The organism is Bradyrhizobium sp. SBR1B (assembly GCF_014198205.1).
Lineage (GTDB): Bacteria > Pseudomonadota > Alphaproteobacteria > Rhizobiales > Xanthobacteraceae > Bradyrhizobium.
The window spans coordinates 184,332-206,733 of sequence record NZ_JACIHC010000005.1; the positions used below are offsets into that span (position 1 = coordinate 184,332).

Annotated in this window: 19 protein-coding genes and 1 other RNA gene; 14 read left to right on the forward strand and 6 right to left on the reverse strand. The window is 65.2% G+C overall.

The genetic code is table 11. The features are described from left to right. Nucleotides 1-88: 88 nt before the first annotated feature. Nucleotides 89-185, reverse strand: an RNA gene (gene ffs / locus GGD61_RS15590) — signal recognition particle sRNA small type. Nucleotides 186-367: 182 nt separating this feature from the next. Here ffs and GGD61_RS15595 point away from each other — a divergent pair. The 9 genes from GGD61_RS15595 to GGD61_RS15635 all read left to right on the forward strand — a co-directional run bounded on the left by GGD61_RS15595 (nucleotide 368) and on the right by GGD61_RS15635 (nucleotide 7,932). After that, nucleotides 368-1,213: a transporter substrate-binding domain-containing protein gene (locus tag GGD61_RS15595; protein ID WP_028140845.1), complete on the forward strand. Its 846-nt coding sequence runs from the start codon at nucleotides 368-370 to the stop codon at nucleotides 1,211-1,213. Between the two features lie 260 nt (nucleotides 1,214-1,473). Continuing rightward, nucleotides 1,474-2,136, forward strand: coding sequence for an amino acid ABC transporter permease (locus GGD61_RS15600; protein WP_028140846.1), 663 nt, complete (start codon nucleotides 1,474-1,476; stop codon nucleotides 2,134-2,136). After that, entirely contained in the window at nucleotides 2,133-2,927 is a 795-nt protein-coding gene (locus tag GGD61_RS15605) for an amino acid ABC transporter ATP-binding protein (protein WP_092251771.1), read from the forward strand. The genes GGD61_RS15600 and GGD61_RS15605 overlap by 4 nt, the downstream gene beginning before the upstream one ends. After that, nucleotides 2,927-3,682 carry an SDR family NAD(P)-dependent oxidoreductase gene (locus tag GGD61_RS15610; RefSeq protein WP_092251769.1) on the forward strand — a complete coding sequence of 252 codons (756 nt, stop codon included), beginning with the start codon at nucleotides 2,927-2,929 and terminating at the stop codon, nucleotides 3,680-3,682. Before GGD61_RS15605 ends, GGD61_RS15610 begins: the two co-directional genes overlap by 1 nt. Next, complete coding sequence (locus GGD61_RS15615; protein ID WP_092251767.1) at nucleotides 3,679-4,806, forward strand: muconate cycloisomerase family protein; 1,128 nt, start codon at nucleotides 3,679-3,681, stop codon at nucleotides 4,804-4,806. The genes GGD61_RS15610 and GGD61_RS15615 overlap by 4 nt, the downstream gene beginning before the upstream one ends. Before the next feature lie 220 nt (nucleotides 4,807-5,026). Then, the gene (locus GGD61_RS15620) at nucleotides 5,027-5,446 is read left to right on the forward strand and encodes an HIT domain-containing protein (protein WP_177236871.1); all 420 of its coding nucleotides are present in this window, start codon (nucleotides 5,027-5,029) and stop codon (nucleotides 5,444-5,446) included. Between the two features lie 10 nt (nucleotides 5,447-5,456). Then, nucleotides 5,457-6,395: an NAD(+) diphosphatase gene (nudC, locus tag GGD61_RS15625; protein ID WP_092251765.1), complete on the forward strand. Its 939-nt coding sequence runs from the start codon at nucleotides 5,457-5,459 to the stop codon at nucleotides 6,393-6,395. Nucleotides 6,396-6,401: 6 nt separating this feature from the next. Beyond that, on the forward strand, nucleotides 6,402-7,325 hold the full coding sequence (locus GGD61_RS15630) for a sugar kinase (RefSeq protein ID WP_092251763.1): 924 nt from the start codon (nucleotides 6,402-6,404) through the stop codon (nucleotides 7,323-7,325). A 97-nt stretch (nucleotides 7,326-7,422) separates the two neighbouring features. Beyond that, a complete protein-coding gene (locus GGD61_RS15635) occupies nucleotides 7,423-7,932 on the forward strand; it encodes an Lrp/AsnC family transcriptional regulator (RefSeq protein ID WP_018320799.1) in 510 nt (169 codons plus the stop codon). Between the two features lie 162 nt (nucleotides 7,933-8,094). Here the strand turns inward: GGD61_RS15635 and GGD61_RS15640 are convergent, their stop codons facing one another. From GGD61_RS15640 to GGD61_RS15655, 4 genes are all read right to left on the reverse strand, one after another. After that, nucleotides 8,095-9,594, reverse strand: coding sequence for a phosphomannomutase/phosphoglucomutase (locus tag GGD61_RS15640; protein ID WP_092251761.1), 1,500 nt, complete (start codon nucleotides 9,592-9,594; stop codon nucleotides 8,095-8,097). Between the two features lie 190 nt (nucleotides 9,595-9,784). Continuing rightward, a complete protein-coding gene (locus tag GGD61_RS15645; protein ID WP_183230883.1) occupies nucleotides 9,785-10,297 on the reverse strand; it encodes a TIGR02281 family clan AA aspartic protease in 513 nt (170 codons plus the stop codon). 119 nt (nucleotides 10,298-10,416) lie between these two features. After that, a complete protein-coding gene (hrpB, locus tag GGD61_RS15650) occupies nucleotides 10,417-12,891 on the reverse strand; it encodes an ATP-dependent helicase HrpB (protein WP_177236869.1) in 2,475 nt (824 codons plus the stop codon). A gap of 130 nt (nucleotides 12,892-13,021) precedes the next feature. Next, nucleotides 13,022-14,338, reverse strand: coding sequence for a UDP-glucose/GDP-mannose dehydrogenase family protein (locus GGD61_RS15655; RefSeq protein ID WP_018320803.1), 1,317 nt, complete (start codon nucleotides 14,336-14,338; stop codon nucleotides 13,022-13,024). A gap of 194 nt (nucleotides 14,339-14,532) precedes the next feature. Between GGD61_RS15655 and GGD61_RS15660 the strand changes: the two genes are divergently transcribed. The 3 genes from GGD61_RS15660 to GGD61_RS15670 all read left to right on the forward strand — a co-directional run bounded on the left by GGD61_RS15660 (nucleotide 14,533) and on the right by GGD61_RS15670 (nucleotide 19,693). Next, complete coding sequence (locus GGD61_RS15660) at nucleotides 14,533-15,600, forward strand: acyltransferase family protein (protein ID WP_092251757.1); 1,068 nt, start codon at nucleotides 14,533-14,535, stop codon at nucleotides 15,598-15,600. A gap of 195 nt (nucleotides 15,601-15,795) precedes the next feature. Continuing rightward, the gene (gene polA / locus GGD61_RS15665) at nucleotides 15,796-18,876 is read left to right on the forward strand and encodes a DNA polymerase I (protein WP_092251755.1); all 3,081 of its coding nucleotides are present in this window, start codon (nucleotides 15,796-15,798) and stop codon (nucleotides 18,874-18,876) included. A gap of 181 nt (nucleotides 18,877-19,057) precedes the next feature. Continuing rightward, nucleotides 19,058-19,693, forward strand: a complete 636-nt coding sequence (locus tag GGD61_RS15670) for a LysE family translocator (RefSeq protein WP_092251753.1) — start codon at nucleotides 19,058-19,060, stop codon at nucleotides 19,691-19,693. Nucleotides 19,694-19,873: 180 nt separating this feature from the next. On the opposite strand, the gene GGD61_RS15675 is transcribed toward GGD61_RS15670, so the two are convergent. Continuing rightward, nucleotides 19,874-20,500, reverse strand: coding sequence for a glutathione S-transferase family protein (locus GGD61_RS15675; protein ID WP_183230884.1), 627 nt, complete (start codon nucleotides 20,498-20,500; stop codon nucleotides 19,874-19,876). Nucleotides 20,501-20,671: 171 nt separating this feature from the next. Here GGD61_RS15675 and pyrE point away from each other — a divergent pair, with 171 nt between their 5' ends. Together pyrE and GGD61_RS15685 are read left to right on the forward strand one after the other, a co-directional pair. Beyond that, nucleotides 20,672-21,235 (forward strand): orotate phosphoribosyltransferase, encoded by a 564-nt coding sequence (pyrE, locus tag GGD61_RS15680; protein ID WP_018320808.1) that lies wholly within the window; start codon nucleotides 20,672-20,674, stop codon nucleotides 21,233-21,235. Nucleotides 21,236-21,485: 250 nt separating this feature from the next. Further along, nucleotides 21,486-22,259, forward strand: coding sequence for a DUF2865 domain-containing protein (locus GGD61_RS15685; protein ID WP_177236868.1), 774 nt, complete (start codon nucleotides 21,486-21,488; stop codon nucleotides 22,257-22,259). Nucleotides 22,260-22,402 lie beyond the last annotated feature (143 nt).

The window sequence follows — 22,402 nt, forward strand, 5'->3', positions numbered from 1 at the left end:
TCCGCAATGAAATGTCTCTTGGCCGGCTTTTGCGGAAAGGAGCGCGCTGGCGGCCGGTGCCGCCGGCGCTGGTTCGCTCGAAAAACAGGTAGGAGACTGACGAGCGACCCGATCCGGACCTCGTTAGGGCTGCTTCCTTCCGGACCTGACCCGGTTGGCGAGTGGCTCGTCCACCGCCAATCTCCCGGTCCCTATTTGGGGCCAAAAGGGGCGGAAAGCAAGCGGCGATCGCCCTTGATCGACGACGCCTGCCCAGCATCCGGGCAATTGCCGATCTGCCCAGCCGATAGGCTGTGCTTTCACTGAAAGTGCGACCTTGGTATGAACCTGCCGGAACCTGCCCCAACCAGAAAAGCGATTGATCCCAATGGTTACACGTCGTGATGTTGCATCGATTGTCGGACTTGGCGCGATGACCGCGGCCGCGCTGGCTTCGCCCGCCGTGGCCCAGACCGCCGATCCGAACGAATCGACCTTCGCCCGGATCCGCCGGACCAAGAAGATGCGGATCGGCGCGGTCGGCGGCGGCGCGCCCTATTACATGAAGGATCTCTCCAGCGGTCAGTGGAAGGGCTTCTACATCGACATCGCCAAGGGGCTCGCCGACGACATGGAGGCCGAGCTCGAGATCACCGAGACCACCTGGGGCAATTCGGTGCTCGATCTACAGGCCAACAAGATCGACATCTTCTTCGGCCTCAACCCGACCCCGAAGCGCGCGCTGGTCGTCGACTTCTCGGTGCCGGTGTTCAACAACGCCTTCGCCATCCTCTGCAAGAAGGACTTCAAGCCGAAGAGCTGGGCCGAGCTGAACTCGCCCGACATCAAGATCGCGGTCGACCAGGGCTCCTCGCACGATCAGGTCGTCAGCCGCCTGACACCGAAGGCGCAGATCACGCGGCTGAAGACCGCGGACGATGCCACCGCCGCGCTGCAGACCGGCCGCGTCGACGCGCAGTGCCTGATCACCATGCTGTCCTTGACCGTGCTGAAGAAGAACCCCTCGCTCGGCCAGCTCGTGTTGCCGACGCCGATCTTCGCGACGACGTCGAATGCCGGCTTCCGCCGCGAGACCGACAAGACCTGGCGCGACTACGTCAACACCTGGATCGACTTCAACAAGGGCCTCGGCTTCATCCGCAACGCGATCATCACAAACATGGAGCTAGTGGGCGTGACCGAAGCGGACATTCCGCCGGGCGTTTCGCTGTAACAACCGGTAAGGTTAGGCTGGCTATCTCCGCGCACTCCGCTCTGCCCCCTCTCCCGCTTGCGGGGGAGGGTTGGGGTGGGGTGGGGTGGGGTGGGGGTCTCTCCACAAAGAGACTCCCCCAGAGGAGAGAGCCCCCACCCGCCGCGCTCTGGCGCGCAAGTGCGCTGCCGAGCGCGTCGACCTCCCCCGCAAGCGGGAGAGGTGCACCCAGAACGACGCGACACCGTTCCAAGCTTTTCGCCGGCTGAGTAAAGACACACATGTATCAGTGGGACTTCGGCATCCTCTGGAGCTATCGCTGGCTCTTTCTCAACGGGCTTGGCGTCACCGTCGGCTTCACCGTGGTCATCGTCGTGTGCGGGCTGCTGTTCGGCCTGTTTGGGGCGTTCGGCACCCTGTCGCGTTTCAAGGCGCTGCGCCTGCTCGCCCTCACCTTCATCGAGGCGTTTCGCTGCACGCCGATCCTGGTGCAGCTGATCTGGTTCTATTACGCGCTGCCGATCCTCGCCGGCGTCGAGATGACACCGATCACGGCCTCGGCGCTGGCGCTCTCGCTCTATGGCGGCTCGTTCTATTCGGAAATCATCCGCGGCGGCATCATCTCGATCGACCGCGGGCAGTCCGAAGCCGGCGCCGCGCTGGGCATGACGCCGATCCAGACCATGCGGCGCATCGTGCTGCCGCAGGCCATCAAGCGCATGATCCCGGCGCTGATGAACCAGTCGATCATCCAGTTCAAGAACACCTCGCTGGTCTCGGTGCTGGCGGTGCCTGACCTCGTCTATCAGAGCCAGGTCGCCGCCCATGACAGCTACCGGCCTCTGGAGACCTACACCGCGGTCGCGGTCGCCTATGCGGCGATCCTGATCCCGCTCACCATCCTCGTCCGCCGCGGCGAGAAGCGATTGGCGGTCAGCGAATGAGCGAGACGCAAAAGATCGAGATCCGGAGCCTGCGCAAGAGCTTCGGCAGCAACGAGGTCTTGAAGAACATCAATCTCGGCGTCGCCAAGGGCGGTGTCGTCGCGCTGATCGGGCCATCAGGCTCGGGCAAGTCGACTCTGCTCCGCTGCATCAATCTGCTGGTCGTGCCCGATGGCGGCAGCGTTCGTGTCGGCGACACCCACTTTGCGTTCGGTGACGGTGCGAAGCCGCCCGACGTGAAGACGCTGGCAAAATTCCGCGCCACCACCGGCATGGTGTTCCAGCATTTCAATCTGTTCCCGCACATGACGACGCTTGAGAACGTGATGGAGGGACCGGTCACGGTGCGGCGCATGGCCAAGGCCGACGCCGAAAAGCTTGCGCGGACGCAACTCGCCAAGGTGGGGCTTGCGGAGAAGGCCGACCAATATCCGGCGACGCTGTCCGGCGGACAGAAGCAGCGCGTCGCGATTGCGCGCGCGCTCGCGATGGAGCCTGACGTGATGCTGTTCGACGAGGCGACCTCGGCGCTCGATCCCGAACTGGTCGGTGAGGTGCTGAATGTGATCCAGCAACTGGCCTCCGAAGGCATGACCATGGTGATCGTAACCCACGAGATCGCTTTTGCTCGCGAGGTCGCCGACCGCCTCATCTTCATGCGCGATGGCGTCGTGGTCGAAGAAGGCCCCGCGCGGCAGGTGATCGACAATCCCAGGGAAGCCGCCACCCGCGCTTTCCTCAGCCATTTCCACCGCACCGGCGCGCTGCCGCCAGCCACAACGGCATCGTGATGTCCGATATCAACCGCGTCTATCTCGTCACCGGTGCCGCCAGCGGCATCGGCCGCGCCACCGCCAAACTGCTCGCCGCGCCGGGCGTAGGGCTTCTGCTCCAGACGCGATCGAACGCAGAAGGTCTTCAAGCCACCGCGGCGGACATTGAAGCGAAGGGCGCCGTGGCGGCAAGTTGCCTTGGCGATCTCGCCGAGGAGAGCGCGGCCACCGACGCCATCGCCGCTGCGAAAGCCGCCTTCGGCCGGCTCGACGGATTGATCCTGGTCGGCGGCCATGCCCGCCGCGGCAGCGCGATCGGCACGCCGGCCGATCAATTCCGGCAGGCGATGGATGAGTCAGCGCTGGCCTTCACGCGAATGGTCGAAGCGGCGCTCCCACTGCTGCGCGCAGGGGAAGATGCACGGATCGTCGCCGTGTCCTCCTTCGTTGCGCACGCGATCCGGCCCGAATTCGCGCCGTTCGCGGCAACGGCCGCAAGCCGTTCCGCGCTGGAAGCCTTGGTGCGACTGACCGCGATCGAGCTCGCCAGCGACGGCATCACCGTCAACGCGGTGTCGCCCGGCCTCATCGTCAAGGACAAGCCGAGCGAGAGCCGGCTGTCGCCCGAGCAGATCGCCGCGACCGAAGCGCTGATCCCGATGCGCCGCCGCGGGCGACCGGAAGAGGTCGCCGAGATCATCGCCTTCCTGGCATCCCCAAAAGCATCCTACGTCACCGGCCAGGTCTGGCACGTCAATGGAGGCCTGACATGAGCGAAGCAACCGTCGAACGTCTCAGGCTGTTCCTGATCGAGAGCCCGATCAAGATGGCGCGCCTGCAGGGCGTCGGCAACGTCAAGGGCACGGTGAAGCGCGTGCTGATCGAGCTCACCGCGAGCGACGGCGTGGTCGGCTGGGGCGAGGCGGCGCCGTGGGAAGTGTTCACGGGAACGCCGGAAGCCGCGTTCGCCGCGCTCGATATCTACTTGCGTCCCATCGTCCTCGGCACGCCGGTGCGCCGCATCCGCGCACTGATGGCCGAGCTCGACCGCGCGCTGGTCGGCCATGCCGAAGCCAAGGTCGCCATCGAGATGGCGCTGCTCGACATCGTCGGCAAATCGTCGGGGCTCTCGGTCGCCGACCTCCTCGGCGGCCGCGTGCGCGACACCATTCCCCTCTCCTTCTCCATCGCCGATCCGGATTTCGCCGCCGATCTCGAGCGCATGCGAAAGATGGTTCCGGACGGCAATGTCATCTACAAGGTCAAGACCGGCGTGAAGCCGCATCGTGAGGATCTCGATCATCTCGAAGCGATCCGAAAGGAGTTCGGCGACAAGGTCGATCTGCGCGTCGACTACAACCAGGCTCTCGCGCCATTCGGCGCCATCAAGATTTTGCGCGACGTCGAAGAGTTCGCGCCGACCTTCATCGAGCAGCCGGTGCCGCGCAAATATCTCGACGTGATGGCCCAGCTCACCGCGGCGCTGGAAACGCCCGTGCTTGCCGACGAAAGCTGCTTCGACCGCCGCGACATGATGGAAGTGGTGCGCCGCGAGGCGGCCGACGCCGTTTCGATCAAGCTGATGAAGGCCGGCGGCCTGTTCGAGGCGCAGGCGATCATGGCCATCGCCGACATCGCCGGCCTGCCCGGCTATGGCGGCACGCTGTGGGAAGGCGGCATTGGCCTAGCCGCCGGCACGCAGCTGATCGCGGCAACGCCGGGCATTTCGCTCGGCTGCGAATTCTACATGCCCCATCATGTGCTGACCGAGGACGTGCTGGAGGAGCGCGTCGCCAACCGCGCCGGCCATGTCGTGGTGCCCGACGGTCCCGGCCTCGGCATTCGCGTCAGCGAGGCCTCGATCCGCGCCAATGCAAGGGTGCTGGCGGAGGCGTGAGCCTGCGGTCGCAGCTACAAACTCCGCTGTCGTCCCGGCGAACGCCGGGACCCGTACCGCGTGATCTAACGATGAACATAGGTCGTTGTACCGCGGAACGACGCTTCAAACGACGACCGTGTATGCAGCAAGAGCGGGGCGCCATCCTTCCCCTTGCCAACTCCCTATCGTATGGTCGGGCCAAACACGCCCGACCCCATCGGGCCATCCGGAAACCTTCATGCCCGAACCCGCCTGGACGCTGCACTCCCGCCTGAAAGAGGACACCATCGACATCGGCGATCTGCCGCTGTCGAAGGTGCTGGTCATCAAGGACGCGCATTATCCCTGGCTGCTGCTGGTGCCGCGGCGGCCCGACGCGGTCGAGATCATCGATCTCGACGAGGTACAGCAGGCGCAGCTGATGACGGAGATCTCCCGCGTCTCGCGCGCGCTGAAGGAGATCACCAGGTGCGACAAGCTCAATGTCGCGGCGCTCGGCAACCTCGTGCCGCAGCTTCACGTCCACATCATCGCGCGGCGCACCAGCGATGCGGCCTGGCCGCGGCCGGTCTGGGGCGTGATGCCGCCATTGGCGCATGACGCCGCAGAGGTTCAGAATTTCATCAGCGCGCTTCGCCGCAAGATCTGGTTGGGTTGAAAGAACGATAATGTCAGCATTCAACGCATTTCCGCTGGGACAGCCGGCCTTCGTCACCAACATCCTCGATCGCGCCGCGCATCTGCGCCGCGACGACCAAAAGCTGTTCGCGATGGAGCAGAAGCCCTCCTCGCGCGCTTATGTCGTTTACCGTGACTCGCTCCTGATCAAGCGCGAGGGCGACAAGATTCGCGCGCTGCTCTCGATCGACGAGGCGCTGAAGTGCGGCGCCAATCCCGGCACGATCTTCCTGGGGCTGCGGGACGGCGCCGCGATGTTCGGCATGGGCCTGTCGCAGGCCGCGGCCGAGAAGCTGGTCGGACGCGAGGACTACACCGTGACCGAGCTGCGCGGCATGGCGATGCAGGGCGCGATTCCGCCCGAGGAGCTGTCGGCGATCGCGATGGCGAAGTCGATGGTCGGTTGGCACCAGCGCCATGGCTATTGCGCCAATTGCGGCTCTCGCAGCGCGATGAAGGAAGGCGGCTGGAAGCGCGAGTGCCCGGCTTGCAAGGCCGAGCATTTTCCCCGGACCGACCCTGTCGTGATCATGCACGTCGCCTCCGGCGACAAGTGCCTGCTCGGCCGCCAGAAGCAGTTTCCGGCAGGGATGTATTCGTGCCTCGCCGGCTTCGTCGAGGCCGCCGAGACCATCGAGGACGCGGTGCGCCGCGAGATCCTGGAAGAATCCGGGATCCGCTGCACCGACGTGCAATATTACATGACGCAGCCCTGGCCCTATCCGTCGTCGCTGATGATCGGATGCAGCGCGCGGGCTGTGAGCGAGGACATCGTCGTCGATCACTCGGAGCTGGAGGATGCGCGCTGGTTCACGCGCGAGGAGGCCGCCCTGATGCTGACGCGGACGCATCCGGACGGGCTCGCCGGCCCGCATCCCTTCGCCATCGCCCATCATTTGCTCGGCCGCTGGGTGCACGACAAGAGCTGACCGCCGATGGCCGCATCCGGAATCGCGCCGCGCATCCTCTGCATCGGCATTCCCGTGCGCGACCTCACCTTTCGGGTCGAGGCCGTGCCGGCGCGCGGCAGCAAGGCCAACGCCAGCCATCTCGCCGAGATCTGCGGCGGCAACGCGCTCAATGCCGCGATTGCGATTGCGCGACTTGGTGGCCGCGTCTTTTTCGCTGGCCCCATGGGCGATGCGCGAGAGACGTCGAGCGGCTTCATCCTCGACCAAATGGCGCAGGAGGGCATCGACACCACGCACATCGTGCGCATGCCTGATGTGGCCACGCCGGTCTCGGCGATCATGATCGAGCCCTCGGGCGAACGGACGCTCACGATCTATCGCGATCCCGGCCTGTGGAGCGTGAAGTTGCCCAATGCCGACGAATTGCTGACCGACTGCCGCGCCGTCCTCGTCGAAAGCCGTTGTGCCTCATTCTGCGTTGATCTCTGCGCCGAGGCGAGGCGACGCGGCATTCCAGTCATCGTCGGCGTCGATCGCGCGATGTCGTTGCAGGACGGCCTGCTGACCGCCGGCTCGCATCTGCTGTTCGCCAGCGAGCAGGTGCAGGAGACCGCCGGCATCGCCGACGACGCCGAAGCGTTGCAACGCCTGGCCAGGCTGACGCCGGCCTTACTTGCCGCAACCCGCGGCCCGCTCGGTACCATCTGGCTGAACGAGACAGGCGAGCTGGAAGAGACCGCGGCCTTCCCGGTCCAGGCGGTCGATACGCTCGGGGCCGGCGACGTCTTTCATGGCGCCTTCACGCTTGGCCTCGCTGAGAGCGGCGACGTGCGGCAGGCGCTGCGATTCGCCGCGGCCGCGGCAGCACTGAAATGCACTCGCCATGGCGGTGGCATGGTTGCACCCCAACGCATTGAAGTTGAAGAGTTTTTGCGAGGAAGGCCCTAGAGCAATTCCATTGATGAGCCGAGATTATGGGCTTGCTGGGGAAAGATTTTCTCTATATCAGGGAAATCAGCCTCTTAAATGGAACAAAGTTCTTCAAATGACCGACGTCGCCGTCCAGATCCCCGAGACCAGCCGCCGCCTCGATGCCATCGACCGCAAGATCCTGATGGTTCTGCAGGAGGATGCCTCTCTGTCCGTCGCCGAGATCGGCGACCGCGTCGGGCTGTCCTCGACCCCCTGCTGGAAGCGCATCCAGCGCCTGGAGGCTGACGGCGTGATCCTGAAGCGGGTGGCCCTGGTCGACCAGAACAAGATCGGGCTCGGCATCTCCGTGTTTGTCTCGGTGGAAAGCTCCGATCATTCCGACGCCTGGCTGAAGAAATTCGCCGAAGCGGTCAGCGCCATGCCCGAGGTGATGGAGTTCTATCGCATGGCCGGCGACGTCGACTACATGCTGCGCGTCGTGGTCGCGGACATGCAGGCCTATGACGTGTTCTACAAGAAGCTGATCAGCGCCGTGCCGCTGAAGAACGTCACCTCGCGCTTCGCGATGGAGAAGATCAAGTCGGTCACCGCGCTACCGATCCCGGCGGTGGTGGCGGCGTAGGTCGCGCCACACAGACGCTGTCATCGCCCGGCGAAGACCGGGCGATCCAGTATTTCAGAGACAGCGATTGGATACGGAGAAGCTGCGGCGTACTGGATTCCCCGCTTTCGCGGGGAATGACAGCGGAGAGACAGGCACGGATCGTGCCTCACTCGAGCAACCTCAAATCTTCTGATTGTACTCGCCGACCTCGGGATGCGTGCGCAGCACGCTGTTCACCATCTCGAACATGTCGTGCATGCGCTGCTCGGAGACCGGGCTCTCGACCACGACGACGAGCTCGGGCTTGTTGGAGGAGGCGCGCACCAGGCCCCAGCTGCCGTCCTCGACCGTGACGCGCACGCCATTGACGGTGACGAGATCGCGGATTGCCTGCCCGCCGATCTTGGCGCCCTTGGCCTGCAAGCCTTCGAAGTGCTTCACCACCTGGTCGATGACGCCGTATTTGGTCTCGTCGGCACAATGCGGCGACATGGTCGGCGACGACCATGTCTTCGGCAGCGCGTTCTTCAGGTCCGCCATCGACTTGCCCGGCGCGCGGTCGAGCATGTCGCAGATCGCGATCGCCGACACCAGGCCGTCGTCATAGCCGCGTCCATACGGCTTGTTGAAGAAGAAGTGGCCGGACTTCTCGAAGCCTGCCAGCGCGCCGGTCTCGTTGGTGCGGCGCTTCATGTAGGAATGGCCGGTCTTCCAATAGGCGACCTTCGCGCCCTGCTTCTGCAGCACCGGATCGGTGACGAACAGGCCGGTCGATTTCACGTCGACGATGAACTGCGCGTCCTTGTGGATCGCCGACATGTCGCGCGCCAGCATCACGCCGACCTTGTCGGCAAAGATCTCCTCGCCGGTATTGTCGACGACGCCGCAGCGGTCGCCGTCGCCGTCGAAGCCGAGGCCGACATCGGCCTTGTGATGCAGCACCGCATCGCGGATCGCGTGCAACATCTCCATGTCTTCGGGATTTGGATTGTATTTCGGGAAGGTGTGGTCGAGCTCGGTGTCGAGCGGGATCACCTCGCAGCCGATCGCCTCCAGCACCTGCGGCGCGAAGGCGCCGGCGGTGCCGTTGCCGCAGGCCGCAACGACCTTGAGCTTGCGCTTCAGCTTCGAACGAGAGGTGAGATCGGCGATGTAGCGCGCCGGATAGTTCTCGTGGAATTGGTAGGAGCCGCCGGCCTTGTTCTTGAATTCGGCGCCCAGCACGATCTCCTTCAGCCGCGTCATCTCGTCGGGGCCAAAGGTCAGCGGACGGTTGGCGCCCATCTTCACACCGGTCCAGCCATTGTCATTGTGCGAGGCGGTCACCATCGCAACAGCGGGCACGTCGAGATCGAACTGCGCGAAATAGGCCATCGGCGTCACAGCGAGGCCGATGTCGTGCACCTTGCAGCCGGCCGCCATCAGGCCGGAGATCAGCGCGTATTTGATCGAGGCCGAATAGCCACGGAAGTCGTGGCCAGTGACGATCTCCTGCTTGATGCCGAGTTCGGCGATCAGCGCGCCCAGCCCCATGCCGAGCGCCTGCACACCCATCAGGTTGATTTCCTTCTGGAACAACCAGCGCGCGTCGTATTCGCGAAAGCCCGTGGGCTTCACCATCGGCTCGGATTCGAAGGCGTAGGTGTTGGGCAGCAATACGGATTTCGGCTTGGGGAACATTGAGACGGTCTCGTGAAAAAGGGCAGGAATTGATGCAGCCTTAGCGAATGCCAGGCCGCAGCGGAAGGCGGGAATGAAGGCTTATGGCCGATAATTGCGGCAGTTTGGTAACGAAGAAACGTTACCGCGAGGGCGGTCGAGGCAAATAGCTATCTTGAAATGGAACGCGCTTGATCGCGAAAGGCTCCGCCTATTGCTCCAGCACCATCTGGCCGTTGGAATATTCGAAGCGCTTCAGGCGGGAGAGGAAGGAGAGGCCGAGCAGGTTCTCCGACAGCGCCTCGTCGGGCAGCACCATGGCATCGACGTCGCGCACGACCAGACCGCCGACCTCGAGCATCGCGATACGGGTGCGCGCGGCCTTGATGGTGCCGTTCGCGGTGGAGACGGTGGCGTTGTAATCGCCGCGCGAGGGACGCAGGCCGAAGCGGGCGGCCGAGGTCTCATTCAGCGCAACCACGGAGGCGCCGGTGTCGAGCATAAAGCCGATGCGCTGGCCGTCGATCCGGCCCTCGGTCTGGAAATGACCGCGGCCATCGCGGGAAATGGCAAGGCTGCGGCCCCCGGCGGGTGCAGTCGCCGCGACGGCGACTGTGGTGCGCGGCACCGAGCTTGCGGAGGCGGAGCTCATCTTGTCCGCCATCTGCGCCATGAAGGTGCCGAGGCCGATCATGACGGCTGCGATGATCATAATGTTACGCATCACACCACTTCCGTGCCGGAAAGCCCGATTTCAACACGCGACACGCCAGGCCGCGAGCATTGCTGCGGCCAGAGCGATGCTATTTTGACGAAAAGGATGAGCGGACGGTTAACGCGCCCTCACGTTCCGCGCGGCTTGGCGCGTCGGGTCGGCACTGCGCTGGCCGGATCGTCCGGCCAGGGATGACGGGGATAGCGGCCGCGCAGGTCGGAACGGACCGCGGCATAGCTGCCGCGCCAGAAACCGGGAAGGTCGCGCGTCACCTGCACCGGGCGCTGCGCCGGCGACAGCAATTCCAGCACCAGCGGCACCTTGCCGGCCGCGATCGAGGGATGGCTGTTGAGGCCGAACAATTCCTGCAGCCGCACCGCGATGGTCGGCCCCTGCTCGGCCTCGTAGTCGATCGCGAGCACGCTTCCTGTCGGCGCCTCGAAATGCGTCGGCGCCTCGCGCTCGAGCCGCGCGCGCATCTCCCACGGCAGCAGCGCCATCAGCGCGTCGGAGAGATCGCCGGGCGAGACGTCCTTGAGTGCGATCTTGTCGTAGAGCGCCGGCACCAGCCAGTCGTCGCGGCGCGCGATCAATCCCTCGTTGGACAGGTCTGGCCAGCTGTCGCCCTCGGCCTTGCGCAGGAACATCACCCGGTCGCGCCATTGCTTTGCAGCCTTCGACCAGGGCAACCGATCAAGGCCGGCGGCGATCAATCCATCCGCGAAAATGCGCGCGGTGTCCTCGGAGGGCGACACGGCCAGTGTCGCCTCGGACAGCGTGATCGCGTGCAGCACGCGCTTGCGCCGCGCGCGCAGCGCCATCGCCCCGCGATCGAACGAGATCTCGTCGGCGCTCTCGATATGCTCGGCGAAATGCCGCTCGATCTCGCTCTCAGTGATCTGCGCAGCGAGCAGGATGCGCCCGCTCGCCGCCGTTCCCGTCATCTCGCCAATCGCGATATAGGGCGCGCGGGCGAGCGAGGAGGTCTGCTCGACGGCAGCGCCACGACCGTTGGCAAGCACGAAACTGCCATTGCCGCGATTGCGCGCGACGCGGTCCGGGAACGCATAGGCGAGCATCAAACCCGTCGAAAGATCATCCTGCGGTCCCGCCTTCTCCGAAGCCGCCACTTGCGAGGCCCAGCGCCGTGCCAGATCGCGGGCGCTGCCGGCGCGCGGCGAGCGGTCGCGGCGGAATTGATCGCGCCGGTGCTCGAGATCGACGCTGTCACCGCCAAGCCCGCGCTCGGTGATGATGGCCGCGATCTCGGCGGCGGCTTCGCCCTCGCCTGCGCGATGCGAATCCACGATCATGCGCGCCAGCCGCGGCGGCAGCGCCAGTGCACGCAGGCTTTTTCCCTCTGCGGTGATGCGGCCATCGCCATCGAGTGCGTTGAGCTCGGAGAGCAGGCTTTTTGCCTCCTTCCAAGCGGGCGCCGGCGGCGGATCGAGGAACGACAGCGCGGCAGGATCGCTGACGCCCCATTGCGCGAGATCGAGCACCAGCGAGGAGAGATCCGCGCTGAGAATTTCCGGTTGCGTGTACGGCGCGAGTGAAGCCGTCTGCGGCTCGTCCCAGAGCCGGTAGCAGATACCTGGCTCGGTACGGCCGGCGCGACCGCGGCGCTGATCCACTGCCGCGCGCGCGGCGCGCACGGTCTCGAGCCGCGTCAACCCGATGTCAGGCTCATAGCGCGGCACGCGGGCAAGCCCGGAATCGACCACGATGCGCACGCCTTCGATCGTCAACGAGGTCTCCGCGATCGACGTCGCCAGCACCACCTTGCGCGTGCCCTTGGGCGCGGGCGCGATGGCGCGATCCTGCACGGCGGCATCGAGCGCGCCGAACAGCGGCACGATCTCGATGCTGGCGTCCTGCACGCGCTCGCTGAGGAAATTCTGGGTGCGACGGATTTCGGCGGCGCCGGGCAGGAACGCCAGCACGGAGCCGCTGTCGGCACGCAGCGCGGATGCAATCGCATCCGCCATCTGCCGCTCGATCGGCACATCCGCCTTGCGGCCGAGATAGCGCGTCTCGACGGGGAAGGCCCGACCCTCGCTCTCGACGACGGGCGCATCGCCAAGCAGCTTTGCAACGCGCGCGCCATTGAGCGTGGCCGACATCACGAGGATGCGCAAATCTTCGCGCAGGCCGGTTTGGGCGTCACGGGCGAGCGCCAGGCCCATGTCGGCATCGAGCGAGCGCTCGTGGAATTCGTCGAACAGGACGGCGGCAACGCCTGACAGCTCGGGATCGTCGAGGATCTGGCGGGTGAAGATGCCTTCGGTCACCACCTCGATGCGCGTGGTGCGCGAGATCTTCGAGCCGAACCGGACGCGGTAGCCGACGGTCTCGCCGGCGCGCTCGCCCAGCGATTTGGCCATGCGGTCGGCGCTGGCGCGCGCCGCGATGCGCCGCGGCTCCAGCACGATGATCTTCTTGTCCTTCGCCCAGGGCGCATCGAGCAGCGCCAGCGGCACGCGCGTGGTCTTGCCGGCCCCGGGCGGCGCCACCAGCACGGCGGCATTGTTGGACTCCAGCGTGCGCGACAAATCGTCGAGCACGGCATCGATCGGGAGGGGCGTGTCGAAACTGCGGGGCAAGATCTCGCATCCGTCATCACCCGCCTTGCGCGCCGGGCGGGTGATCCAGTCAACTCAGATCCCGATCATCACGAAGATCGGGATTACTGGATACCCCGCCTTCGCGGGGTATGACAATCGTGTGTGGCGATCAGCCCTGCACAGGCGGCCGGCCGATGCTGTCATAGGTGAAGCCGGCGGCTTCCATGTCCTCGGGGCGGTAGATGTTGCGCAGGTCGACGACCACGGGCTGCGCCATGACGCTCTTCAGCCGGTCGAGATCGAGCGCACGGAACTGCACCCATTCGGTGACGATGACGAGCGCATCAGCGCCTTGCGCGCAGGAATAGGCGTCCTCGCAATAGGTGATATCGGGCAGCTCGCCCTTGGCCTGCTCCATGCCGACGGGATCGAAGGCTTTGACCTTCGCGCCCATGTCGATCAGGCCCGTCACCAGCGGGATCGACGGCGCATCGCGCATGTCGTCGGTGTCTGGCTTGAAGGTGAGGCCGAGCACCGCAATGGTCTTGCCGCGCAGCGAGCCGCCGAGCGCCTGGCTCACCTTGCGCGCCATCGCGCGCTTGCGATTTTCGTTCACGGCCAGCACGGATTCGACGATGCGCAAGGAGACGTCGTAATCCTGAGCGATCTTGATCAGGGCCTTGGTGTCCTTCGGGAAGCACGAGCCGCCGAACCCGGGACCGGCATGCAGGAATTTGGTGCCGATGCGGTTGTCGAGGCCAATGCCGCGCGCGACCTCCTGGACGTTGGCGCCGGCCTTCTCGGAGAGATCGGCGATCTCGTTGATGAAGGTGATCTTGGTCGCGAGGAATGCGTTCGCGGCATATTTGATCATTTCGGCGGTGCGACGCTCCGTGAACATCAGCGGCGCCTGGTTCAGCGACAGCGGACGGTAGATATCGCCCATCACCTTGCGGCCGCGCTCGTCGGAGGTGCCGACCACGACGCGATCGGGAAACTTGAAGTCGCGGATCGCCGCGCCTTCGCGCAGGAACTCGGGGTTCGAGGCGACCACGACGTCGGCGTTGGGATTGGCCTCGCGGATGATGCGCTCGACCTCGTCGCCGGTGCCGACCGGCACGGTCGACTTCGTCACCACGACGGTGAAACCGGTGAGCGACCGCGCGATCTCTTTCGCTGCGGCGTAGACATAGGAGAGGTCGGCGTGGCCATCACCGCGGCGCGACGGCGTGCCGACCGCGATGAACACGGCATCGGCATCGGCGACCGGCTTGGACAAATCGGTGGTGAAGTCGAGCCGCTTGGCCTTGACGTTGGTCGCAACCAGCTCGTCGAGCCCGGGCTCGTAGATCGGGATCTCGCCGCGATGGAGCGCCGCGATCTTCTTCTCGTCCTTGTCGACGCAGGTGACGTCGTGACCGAAATCAGCAAAGCAGGCTCCGGACACCAGTCCCACGTAACCCGTGCCGATCATCGCGATGCGCATGAAAATCCCTGTTTTAGATTGGTTAACGAAACCCCGACACGGGGCGGTTTAGCATTTTCCCGAGGGGAGGGAACAGTCCGCAGGCAAAAAAGCGGCATGGGAATTGAACCGGTAAAGAAGTCGGAAACCGTGCAGGCCCCACACTGCCCCGCCCCCGAACAGGACGGGCGGAACGCGCCTCGAAAAGAGACACCATGGCACCATCTGGCACAATCGCAGGGAGCGGAGGCAGCCAAGCCCCTTCTGCCGCGCGTGTCGACTGGATCGACTACGCTAAAGGCATTTGCATCATCATGGTCGTGATGATGCATTCGGTGCTGGGGGTCGAGCTCGCCGCCGGCGAGACCGGTTTCATGCATGTCGCCGTGGCCTTCGCAAAGCCGTTCCGGATGCCGGATTTCTTCCTGATCTCGGGCCTGTTCCTGCCGCTGGTGATCGATCGGGACTGGCGAACCTATCTCGACCGCAAGGTGGTGCATTTCGCCTATTTCTATGTCGTCTGGGTGACGATCCAGTTCGGCTTCAAGGCGCCGGCTTTCGCGGCGGAGTCCAGCTGGCATCACGTTGGCCTCCTGTATCTTGAATCCTTCATCGAGCCGTTCGGCACGCTGTGGTTCATTTATCTGCTGCCGGTCTTCTTCATCGTCACAAAACTGACACGCAAATTCCCGCCGCTCGCGATCTGGCTGGTCGCCGCCGCCCTGGAGACGGCCCGGATCTCGACCGGCTGGACCGCGATCGACGAGTTCTGCTCACGCTTCGTCTATTTCTATTCGGGCTATCTGTTCGCACCTTACGTGTTCGCGCTGTCCGATCGCGCGCGGAAACATCCCGCCCTTGCGCTCGCAGCGCTCGCGACCTGGGTGCTGGTCAATGCCGGCCTGGTCGGGTCGGGGGCCAGCGAATGGAAGATCGTCTCGCTCGTGCTCGGCTTTGCCGGTGCCTGCGCCATCATCACGATGGGCACGCTGCTCGCGCGCGCGCAATGGCTAAACTTTTTCCGCTTCTGCGGCGAGCATTCGATCGTGATCTATCTCGCTTTCTTCCTGCCGATGGCGGCGACGCGGACGCTGCTGCTGCGCACCGGCATCATTCCCGATATCGGCACGGTGTCGCTAATCGTCACCATTGTCGGCGTGGTCGGAGCGCTCGCGATCTGGCGGGGCGCCTTGCTGTTCAATGCCCGCTTCCTGTTCGAACGGCCGGACGCCTTCTGGATCGCGCCAAAGAAGGCTGGCGTGCGATTGCAGGCGGCGGAGTAGTCACGCTCTCGCAGTCGTCGCCCGGCTTGACCGGGCGACCCAGTATTCCAGAAGCAGTCGTTGTCGACCGATAGGCCGCGGCGTACTGGATTCCCCGCTTCCGCGGGGAATGACAGCGGGGGATAGTGGCACCAGCAAGCCAAAAATCCCCCTCCCAAGGCTGTCAAAGCCCGCAAAAATTCATACATTGCGGCCATGCCCAAAACATCCCCGAAGACGACCGCCAAAGCTGACACCAAGGCTGCCGCGCCCAAGGCCGGCGCCGACACCAAGCCCGCCGCGCCAGCTGCTGCCAAACCGGTTGCAGCAAAGGCGGCCGGCAAGGGCGACCACGTCTTCCTGGTCGACGGTTCCGGCTACATCTTCCGCGCCTATCACGCGCTGCCGCCGCTGAACCGCAAGTCCGACGGCCTGCAGGTCAACGCCGTACTCGGTTTCTGCAACATGCTGTGGAAGCTGCTGCGCGACATGCCGGAAGACAACCGGCCGACGCACCTCGCGATCATCTTCGACAAGTCGGAGGTCACGTTCCGCAACAAGATCTACCCCGAGTACAAGGCCCACCGGGCGCCGGCGCCTGACGATCTCATCCCGCAATTTGCGCTGATCCGCGAGGCGGTCCGCGCCTTCGACCTGCCCTGCCTGGAACAAGTGGGCTTCGAGGCCGACGACCTGATCGCAACCTATGTGCGACAGGCCTGCGAGCGCGGCGCCAGCGCGACCATCGTGTCCTCCGACAAGGATTTGATGCAGCTCGTCACCGATTGCGTCACCATGTACGACACCATGAAGGATCGCCGCATCGGCATCCCCGAGGTGATCGAGAAATTCGGCGTGCCGCCGAACAAGGTCGTCGAGGTGCAGGCTTTGGCCGGCGATTCCACCGACAACGTGCCCGGCGTGCCCGGCATCGGCATCAAGACGGCGGCGCAGCTGATCACCGAATATGGCGACCTCGATCAACTGTTGTTCCGCGCCGGCGAGATCAAGCAGCCCAAGCGGCGCGAGGCGCTGCTCGAGAATGCCGAGAAAGCGCGGATCTCGCGGCAGCTCGTGCTACTCGACGACAAGGTCGACCTCGAGGTGCCGCTGGACGACCTCGTGGTCCACGAGCCCGACGCACGCAAGCTGGTCGCCTTCCTGAAAGCCATGGAATTCACGACGCTGACGCGGCGCGTCGCCGAATATTCGCAAATCGATCCCGCCAATGTCGATGCCGACCCTGGCTATGCCAGCGGCGCCAGCGTGTTCACGACGCTGCCGCCCTCGGATGTCGTGCCTGCGCCGGGCGGCGATACGTCGGCGCAAGCCCGGGCGAAAGAGCCCAACAAGTCAGCGGGCAAGGAGGACAAGGCTGCGAGCGCGAAGGGCGCCCCGATCTCGCTGGCCGCCGCGCGCGAAGAGGCGCTGCGCAAGCTTCCGGTCGATCGCGCCAAATATCAAACGATCAAGTCGCTCAAGGAGCTCAACGCCTTCATCGCGCGCATCCACGATACCGGTCATGTCGCGGTCGAAATCCGCGGAAACTCGATCGATCCGATGCAGGCCGATTTCTGCGGCATCGCGCTGGCGCTGGCGCCGAACGAGGCCTGCTATCTGCCGCTGGCGCACAAGCAGTCCGGCGGCGGCGCCGGCCTGTTCGACGCCGGCCTTGCGCCGGATCAGATCAAGCACACGGATGCGATCGAAGCGCTGCGGCCGGTGCTGGAATCGGCGGGCATTATCAAGATCGGCTTCGACCTCAAATTCACCGCCGTCATGCTGGCGCAGCACGGCATCACCTTGCGCAACACCGACGATGCGCAGCTGATCTCCTACGTGCTCGATGCCGGCCGCGGCTCGCATGCGATCGAATCGCTGTCCGAGCGCTGGTTCGGACACGCCATGCTGAAGGAGAGCGAGCTGCTCGGCAGCGGCAAGGGCAAGATCACCTTCGACCAGGTGCCGATCGACAAGGCCGCGGCGCTGTCGGCCGAAAGCGCCGACGTCGCCTTGCGCGTCTGGCGCGTGCTGAAGCCGCGCCTCGTCGCCGAGCACATGACCGCGGTCTACGAGACGCTGGAGCGGCCGCTGGTCGCGGTGCTTGCGCGCATGGAGCGGCGCGGCATCTCGATCGACCGCCAGGTGCTGTCGCGCCTGTCCGGCGACTTTGCCCAGACCGCAGCGCGCGTCGAGGCCGAGATCCAGGAGATCGCGGGCGAGCCGGTCAATGTCGGCAGCCCGAAGCAGATCGGCGACATCCTGTTCGGCAAGATGGGACTGTCAGGCGGCACCAAGACCAAGACCGGGGCCTGGTCGACCACCGCGCAGGTGCTCGACGAGCTCGCCGAGCAGGGCCACGACTTCCCGAAGAAGATCCTGGAGTGGCGCCAGGTCTCGAAGCTGAAATCGACCTACACCGACGCGCTGCCGACCTACGTCAATCCGCAGACCCATCGCGTGCACACGACTTACGCGCTGGCTGCGACGACGACGGGCCGGTTGTCGTCGAACGAGCCGAATTTGCAGAACATTCCGGTGCGCACCGAGGATGGCAGAAAAATCCGCCGCGCCTTCATTGCGACACCGGGACACAAGCTGGTGTCCGCCGATTATTCGCAGATCGAGCTGCGGCTGCTGGCGGAGATCGCTGACATTCCCGTGCTGAAGCAGGCGTTCCGCGACGGTCTCGACATTCACGCCATGACGGCGTCGGAAATGTTCGGCGCGCCGATCAAGGGCATGCCGAGCGAGATCCGCCGCCGCGCCAAGGCGATCAATTTCGGTATCATCTACGGCATCTCGGCCTTTGGCCTCGCCAACCAGCTCGGCATCGCCCGCGAGGAGGCCTCGGCCTACATCAAGAAATATTTCGAGCGCTTCCCCGGCATCCGCGCCTATATGGACGAGACGCGCGATTTCTGCCGGCAGAATGGCTACGTCACCACGCTGTTCGGCCGCAAATGCCACTATCCCGACATCAAGGCCTCAACCGCCTCGGTGCGCGCCTTCAACGAGCGCGCCGCGATCAACGCGCGGCTGCAGGGCACCGCGGCCGACATCATCCGCCGCGCCATGACGCGGGTGGAGGATGCCCTCGCCGAGAAGAAGCTGTCGGCGCAAATGCTGCTGCAGGTGCATGACGAATTGATCTTCGAGGTCCCCGACGCCGAGGTCGAGGCGACGCTGCCGGTCGTGCAGCACGTGATGCAGGACGCGCCGTTCCCGGCGGTGCTGCTGTCGGTGCCGCTGCATGTCGATGCGCGCGCCGCGAATAATTGGGACGAGGCGCATTAGTTCTTCTTTTACTTCTCCCCGCTTGCGCTCGCTGACGCCACACAGTCGGTGTCGTCCCCGCGTTCGCGGGGACGACGTTGGAGTGACATGCGAGAACCTGAATTGTCCTCCGAGCAATTGCGCGATGGCCCCACCTCGCCTCGCATATTAGAACCGTCGCATCTCCCGCACCGGTTCACCCATGCCCCACACCTCTGCCCTGCTCGGCTTCGCCCTCGTCTGCCTTGGCCTCGTGCTCACGCCGGGGCCGAACATGATCTACCTGATCTCGCGCTCGATCACGCAGGGGCCGGCGGCGGGCATCGTCTCGCTCGGCGGCGTCGCGCTCGGCTTCGTGTTCTACATGCTGTGCGCGGCGTTCGGCATCACGGCGCTGCTGCTCGCCATTCCCTTCGCCTATGACGCGCTGCGCTTTGCCGGCGCGGGCTATCTGTTCTGGCTTGCCTGGCAGGCGGTGAAGCCGGGCGGACGTTCGCCATTCCAGGTGAAGCAGCTCGCGGTCGACAGCCCGCGCAAGTTGTTCGCGATGGGTTTTGTCACCAACCTGCTCAACCCGAAGATCGCGATGCTGTATCTCGCGCTGCTGCCGCAGTTCATCGATCCCACCGCCGGCAGCGTGCTGACGCAGTCGGTCGTGCTCGGCGCAATCCAGATTGCGATCAGCGTCAGCGTCAACGCGATGATCGCGCTCGCGGCGGGATCGATCGCGCTATTCCTGGCGAACCGGCCAAGCTGGATGCTGGTGCAGCGCTGGCTGATGGGCACGGTGCTGGCCGGCCTCGCGGTGCGGATGGCGGTCGAAGCGAAGAAAGTGTGATGTTCTTTCTTCACCCTCCCCTGGAGGGGGAGGGTCGGCTCACGTGGAGCGGAGCGAAACGTGAGACGGGGTGGGGTGACGGTCTCTTCCCATCCAACGGTGCCCGAGCGGAGAGACCACCCCACCCCGCTCGCGCTGCGCGCGATCGACCCTCCCCCTCCAGGGGAGGGGAAGCGAAGATCAATCCAGCTTCGCGTCCATGCCCCGCTTCACCGCCGGGCGGGCCATCAGGGTCTCGTACCAGCGCTTGACGTTGGGGAAGTCGGTCAGCTCAACCTTGTGGCGAGGGTGGCGCCAGGCCCAGCCCAGGATGGCAAAATCGGCAATCGAGAGCTCGCCGGCGACGAAGTCGCGGCCGTCCAGCTGGCGGTCGAGCACGCCGTAGAGCCGGCGCGTCTCCGCCATGTAGCGCTTCAGGCCGTAGGCACGGTCCTGCTCGTTCTCGAGTGCGATGAAATGGTGCACCTGGCCCGGCATCGGGCCGAAGCCGCCCATCTGCCACATCAGCCATTCATAGACCGGGATGCGGGCGCCCAGCGATTTCGGCAGGAATTTGCCGGTCTTTTCACCGAGATAGAGCAGGATCGCGCCTGATTCGAAGATGCTGACGGGCTTGCCGTCCGGGCCTTCAGGATCGACGATCGCCGGGATCTTGTTGTTCGGGGAGAGCTTGAGGAACCCCGGTGCCATCTGCTCGCCCTTGGTGATGTTCACCGGGATCACCTTGTAGGGCAGCCCCATCTCCTCCAGCGCGACTGAGATCTTGCGGCCGTTCGGCGTGTTCCAGGTGTGCAGCTCAATGGTCATTCCCATGTCCTTCCCCAACAGATTGGCATTCCACCTACTCCAGAAGGTCGCGCCCCCACAACCGGCGGTCCGGGATGGCCGATCCCTGTTGACTAGGGACGCCCCCTCTGGAATGTCGCGGCCGTCGCGGATAAATTCCGCCTCCTCCAAAAACGCTCCCGAGGGACCGCCGTGTCGAAATCAGCCTCCCGCGCCCGCCTGTTCGAAATCATCCGCCGGCGCTCATTCGGTCGCGGCGAGGTGACGCTCGCGTCGGGCCGCAAGAGCGATTTCTACTTCAACCTCAAGCCGACCATGCTCGACCCCGAGGGGGCGACCTTGCTCGCCGAGCTGACCTATGAGGCACTGAAGGACGACAATCTCGATTTCATCGGTGGCCTCGAGATGGGCGCGGTGCCGCTCGCCGGCGCGCTGGCGCAGATCTCCTGGATCAAGGGCCATCCGATCGCGGCGTTCTTCGTGCGCAAGAAGCCGAAGGAGCATGGCGCGAAACTCGCGATCGAGGGCCTGCCCAAGGGCGAGACGCTCGCCGGCAAACGTGTCGTGATCGTCGAGGACGTCACCACGACAGGCGGCTCGGCGATGAAGGCGGTGGAATCGGTGCGCGAGACCGGCGCCGAGGTGGTGCTGGTGCTGACCATGGTCGACCGCGAGGAAGGCGCCACCGACACGTTCGGTGCGGCCGGCCTGCCGTTCCGCTCGCTGTACAAGGCCTCGGAATTCTTGAAGGCCTGACGCGGCGAAACATCCCTTGCCGTCATGCCTCAGTGTGCCCCGGAAGCAACCATCCGTCCAAAGCTGCGCCCGGCCCTAAAGAGGCCACCGCCTCGTCTTGAAACCGCCTCCGCTCAACTGCTCATTTACCATCGCGCCTTATGGTGAATCATGTGCTGAGACCCCTTGAGGTCCCAGCCGGTTCGGAAGCGTCGGGTGGAGTAAGCGTTTGCGTACAGTCCTGTCCCATGCGCGCCGGCGGCGTCGCGCGATGCTTGTGGCCGCCACCCTTGGAGCACTTGCGGCTCCGGCCCCGGTTTCGGCCGAGGGCCTGTTCGATTTCTTCTTCGGCGGCATGCAGCAGCAGCGGCCGCAGCGCGAGGTGCCGCAGCAGGCGAGCCCCTACGCCGATCCCTTCACCGGGCAACAGAATGCCGCAACTCCGCAATATGTGCCGCCGACCCGCGCGGCGGCGGCCGGCGGCTCCGGTCCGGCCTTCTGCGTACGCAGCTGCGACGGCAAATATTTTCCGCTGATGCGCGGCCTCGCCTCGCCGGCCCAGATGTGTCAGGCGTTCTGTCCTGCCAGCGCGACCAAGGTCTATTTCGGCTCCTCGATCGACGGTGCCGCCTCGCAAACCGGCGAGCGCTACGCCGACAGCGAGAACGCGTTCGCCTATCGCAAGGCGCTGCGCGCCGACTGCACCTGCAACGGCCGCGAGCCGGTCGGCCTTGCCCCGGTCGATCTCGCGCTGGACTCCTCCCTGAAGGCCGGCGACGTGATCGCCACCACCGACGGCCTCGTCGCCTATACCGGCATCCGCGTCGGCAACGACCAGGCTGCGGACTTCACCCCGGTCGCCTCCTATCCCGGCCTCACCGCGCAAGTCCGCGCCCGCCTCGGCGAGATGAAGGTGGCCCCGGTGCGGGCAGAGACGGTGTCGGCAGATGCGCCGACTGCGGAGATCGTGCGGGAGACACTGCCCGATGTGACGGTGCCGAAGACGGCGGCGCAGAAGCCGGCGAAGCGGGCGGGGCTGGATTAAAGTCGCTTTCGTGTCCCGGACGCGCTGCAACGCTCAATGACGTTGCTGCGCAGAGCCGGGACCCAGAATGCCGCGAGCATGGGCCCGGCTCTGCAGCGCACCGCTGAACCGGACGATGCTTCGCATCGCCGGGAGAGCGCTGC

Excerpts from the sequence above, each read along its gene's own strand:
- polA (WP_092251755.1), top strand. The coding sequence starts at position 15,796 with ATGCCCAAAACATCCCCGAAGACGACCGCCAAAGCTGACACCAAGGCT.
- GGD61_RS15600 (WP_028140846.1), top strand. The coding sequence starts at position 1,474 with ATGTATCAGTGGGACTTCGGCATCCTCTGGAGCTATCGCTGGCTCTTT.
- GGD61_RS15655 (WP_018320803.1), bottom strand. The coding sequence starts at position 14,338 with ATGCGCATCGCGATGATCGGCACGGGTTACGTGGGACTGGTGTCCGGA.
- GGD61_RS15640 (WP_092251761.1), bottom strand. The coding sequence starts at position 9,594 with ATGTTCCCCAAGCCGAAATCCGTATTGCTGCCCAACACCTACGCCTTC.
- GGD61_RS15675 (WP_183230884.1), bottom strand. The coding sequence starts at position 20,500 with ATGACCATTGAGCTGCACACCTGGAACACGCCGAACGGCCGCAAGATC.
- GGD61_RS15685 (WP_177236868.1), top strand. The coding sequence starts at position 21,486 with ATGCTTGTGGCCGCCACCCTTGGAGCACTTGCGGCTCCGGCCCCGGTT.
- GGD61_RS15645 (WP_183230883.1), bottom strand. The coding sequence starts at position 10,297 with ATGCGTAACATTATGATCATCGCAGCCGTCATGATCGGCCTCGGCACC.
- GGD61_RS15605 (WP_092251771.1), top strand. The coding sequence starts at position 2,133 with ATGAGCGAGACGCAAAAGATCGAGATCCGGAGCCTGCGCAAGAGCTTC.
- GGD61_RS15595 (WP_028140845.1), top strand. The coding sequence starts at position 368 with ATGGTTACACGTCGTGATGTTGCATCGATTGTCGGACTTGGCGCGATG.
- GGD61_RS15610 (WP_092251769.1), top strand. The coding sequence starts at position 2,927 with ATGTCCGATATCAACCGCGTCTATCTCGTCACCGGTGCCGCCAGCGGC.
- GGD61_RS15670 (WP_092251753.1), top strand. The coding sequence starts at position 19,058 with ATGCCCCACACCTCTGCCCTGCTCGGCTTCGCCCTCGTCTGCCTTGGC.
- GGD61_RS15630 (WP_092251763.1), top strand. The coding sequence starts at position 6,402 with ATGGCCGCATCCGGAATCGCGCCGCGCATCCTCTGCATCGGCATTCCC.
- GGD61_RS15615 (WP_092251767.1), top strand. The coding sequence starts at position 3,679 with ATGAGCGAAGCAACCGTCGAACGTCTCAGGCTGTTCCTGATCGAGAGC.
- nudC (WP_092251765.1), top strand. The coding sequence starts at position 5,457 with ATGTCAGCATTCAACGCATTTCCGCTGGGACAGCCGGCCTTCGTCACC.
- GGD61_RS15620 (WP_177236871.1), top strand. The coding sequence starts at position 5,027 with ATGCCCGAACCCGCCTGGACGCTGCACTCCCGCCTGAAAGAGGACACC.
- GGD61_RS15635 (WP_018320799.1), top strand. The coding sequence starts at position 7,423 with ATGACCGACGTCGCCGTCCAGATCCCCGAGACCAGCCGCCGCCTCGAT.
- GGD61_RS15660 (WP_092251757.1), top strand. The coding sequence starts at position 14,533 with ATGGCACCATCTGGCACAATCGCAGGGAGCGGAGGCAGCCAAGCCCCT.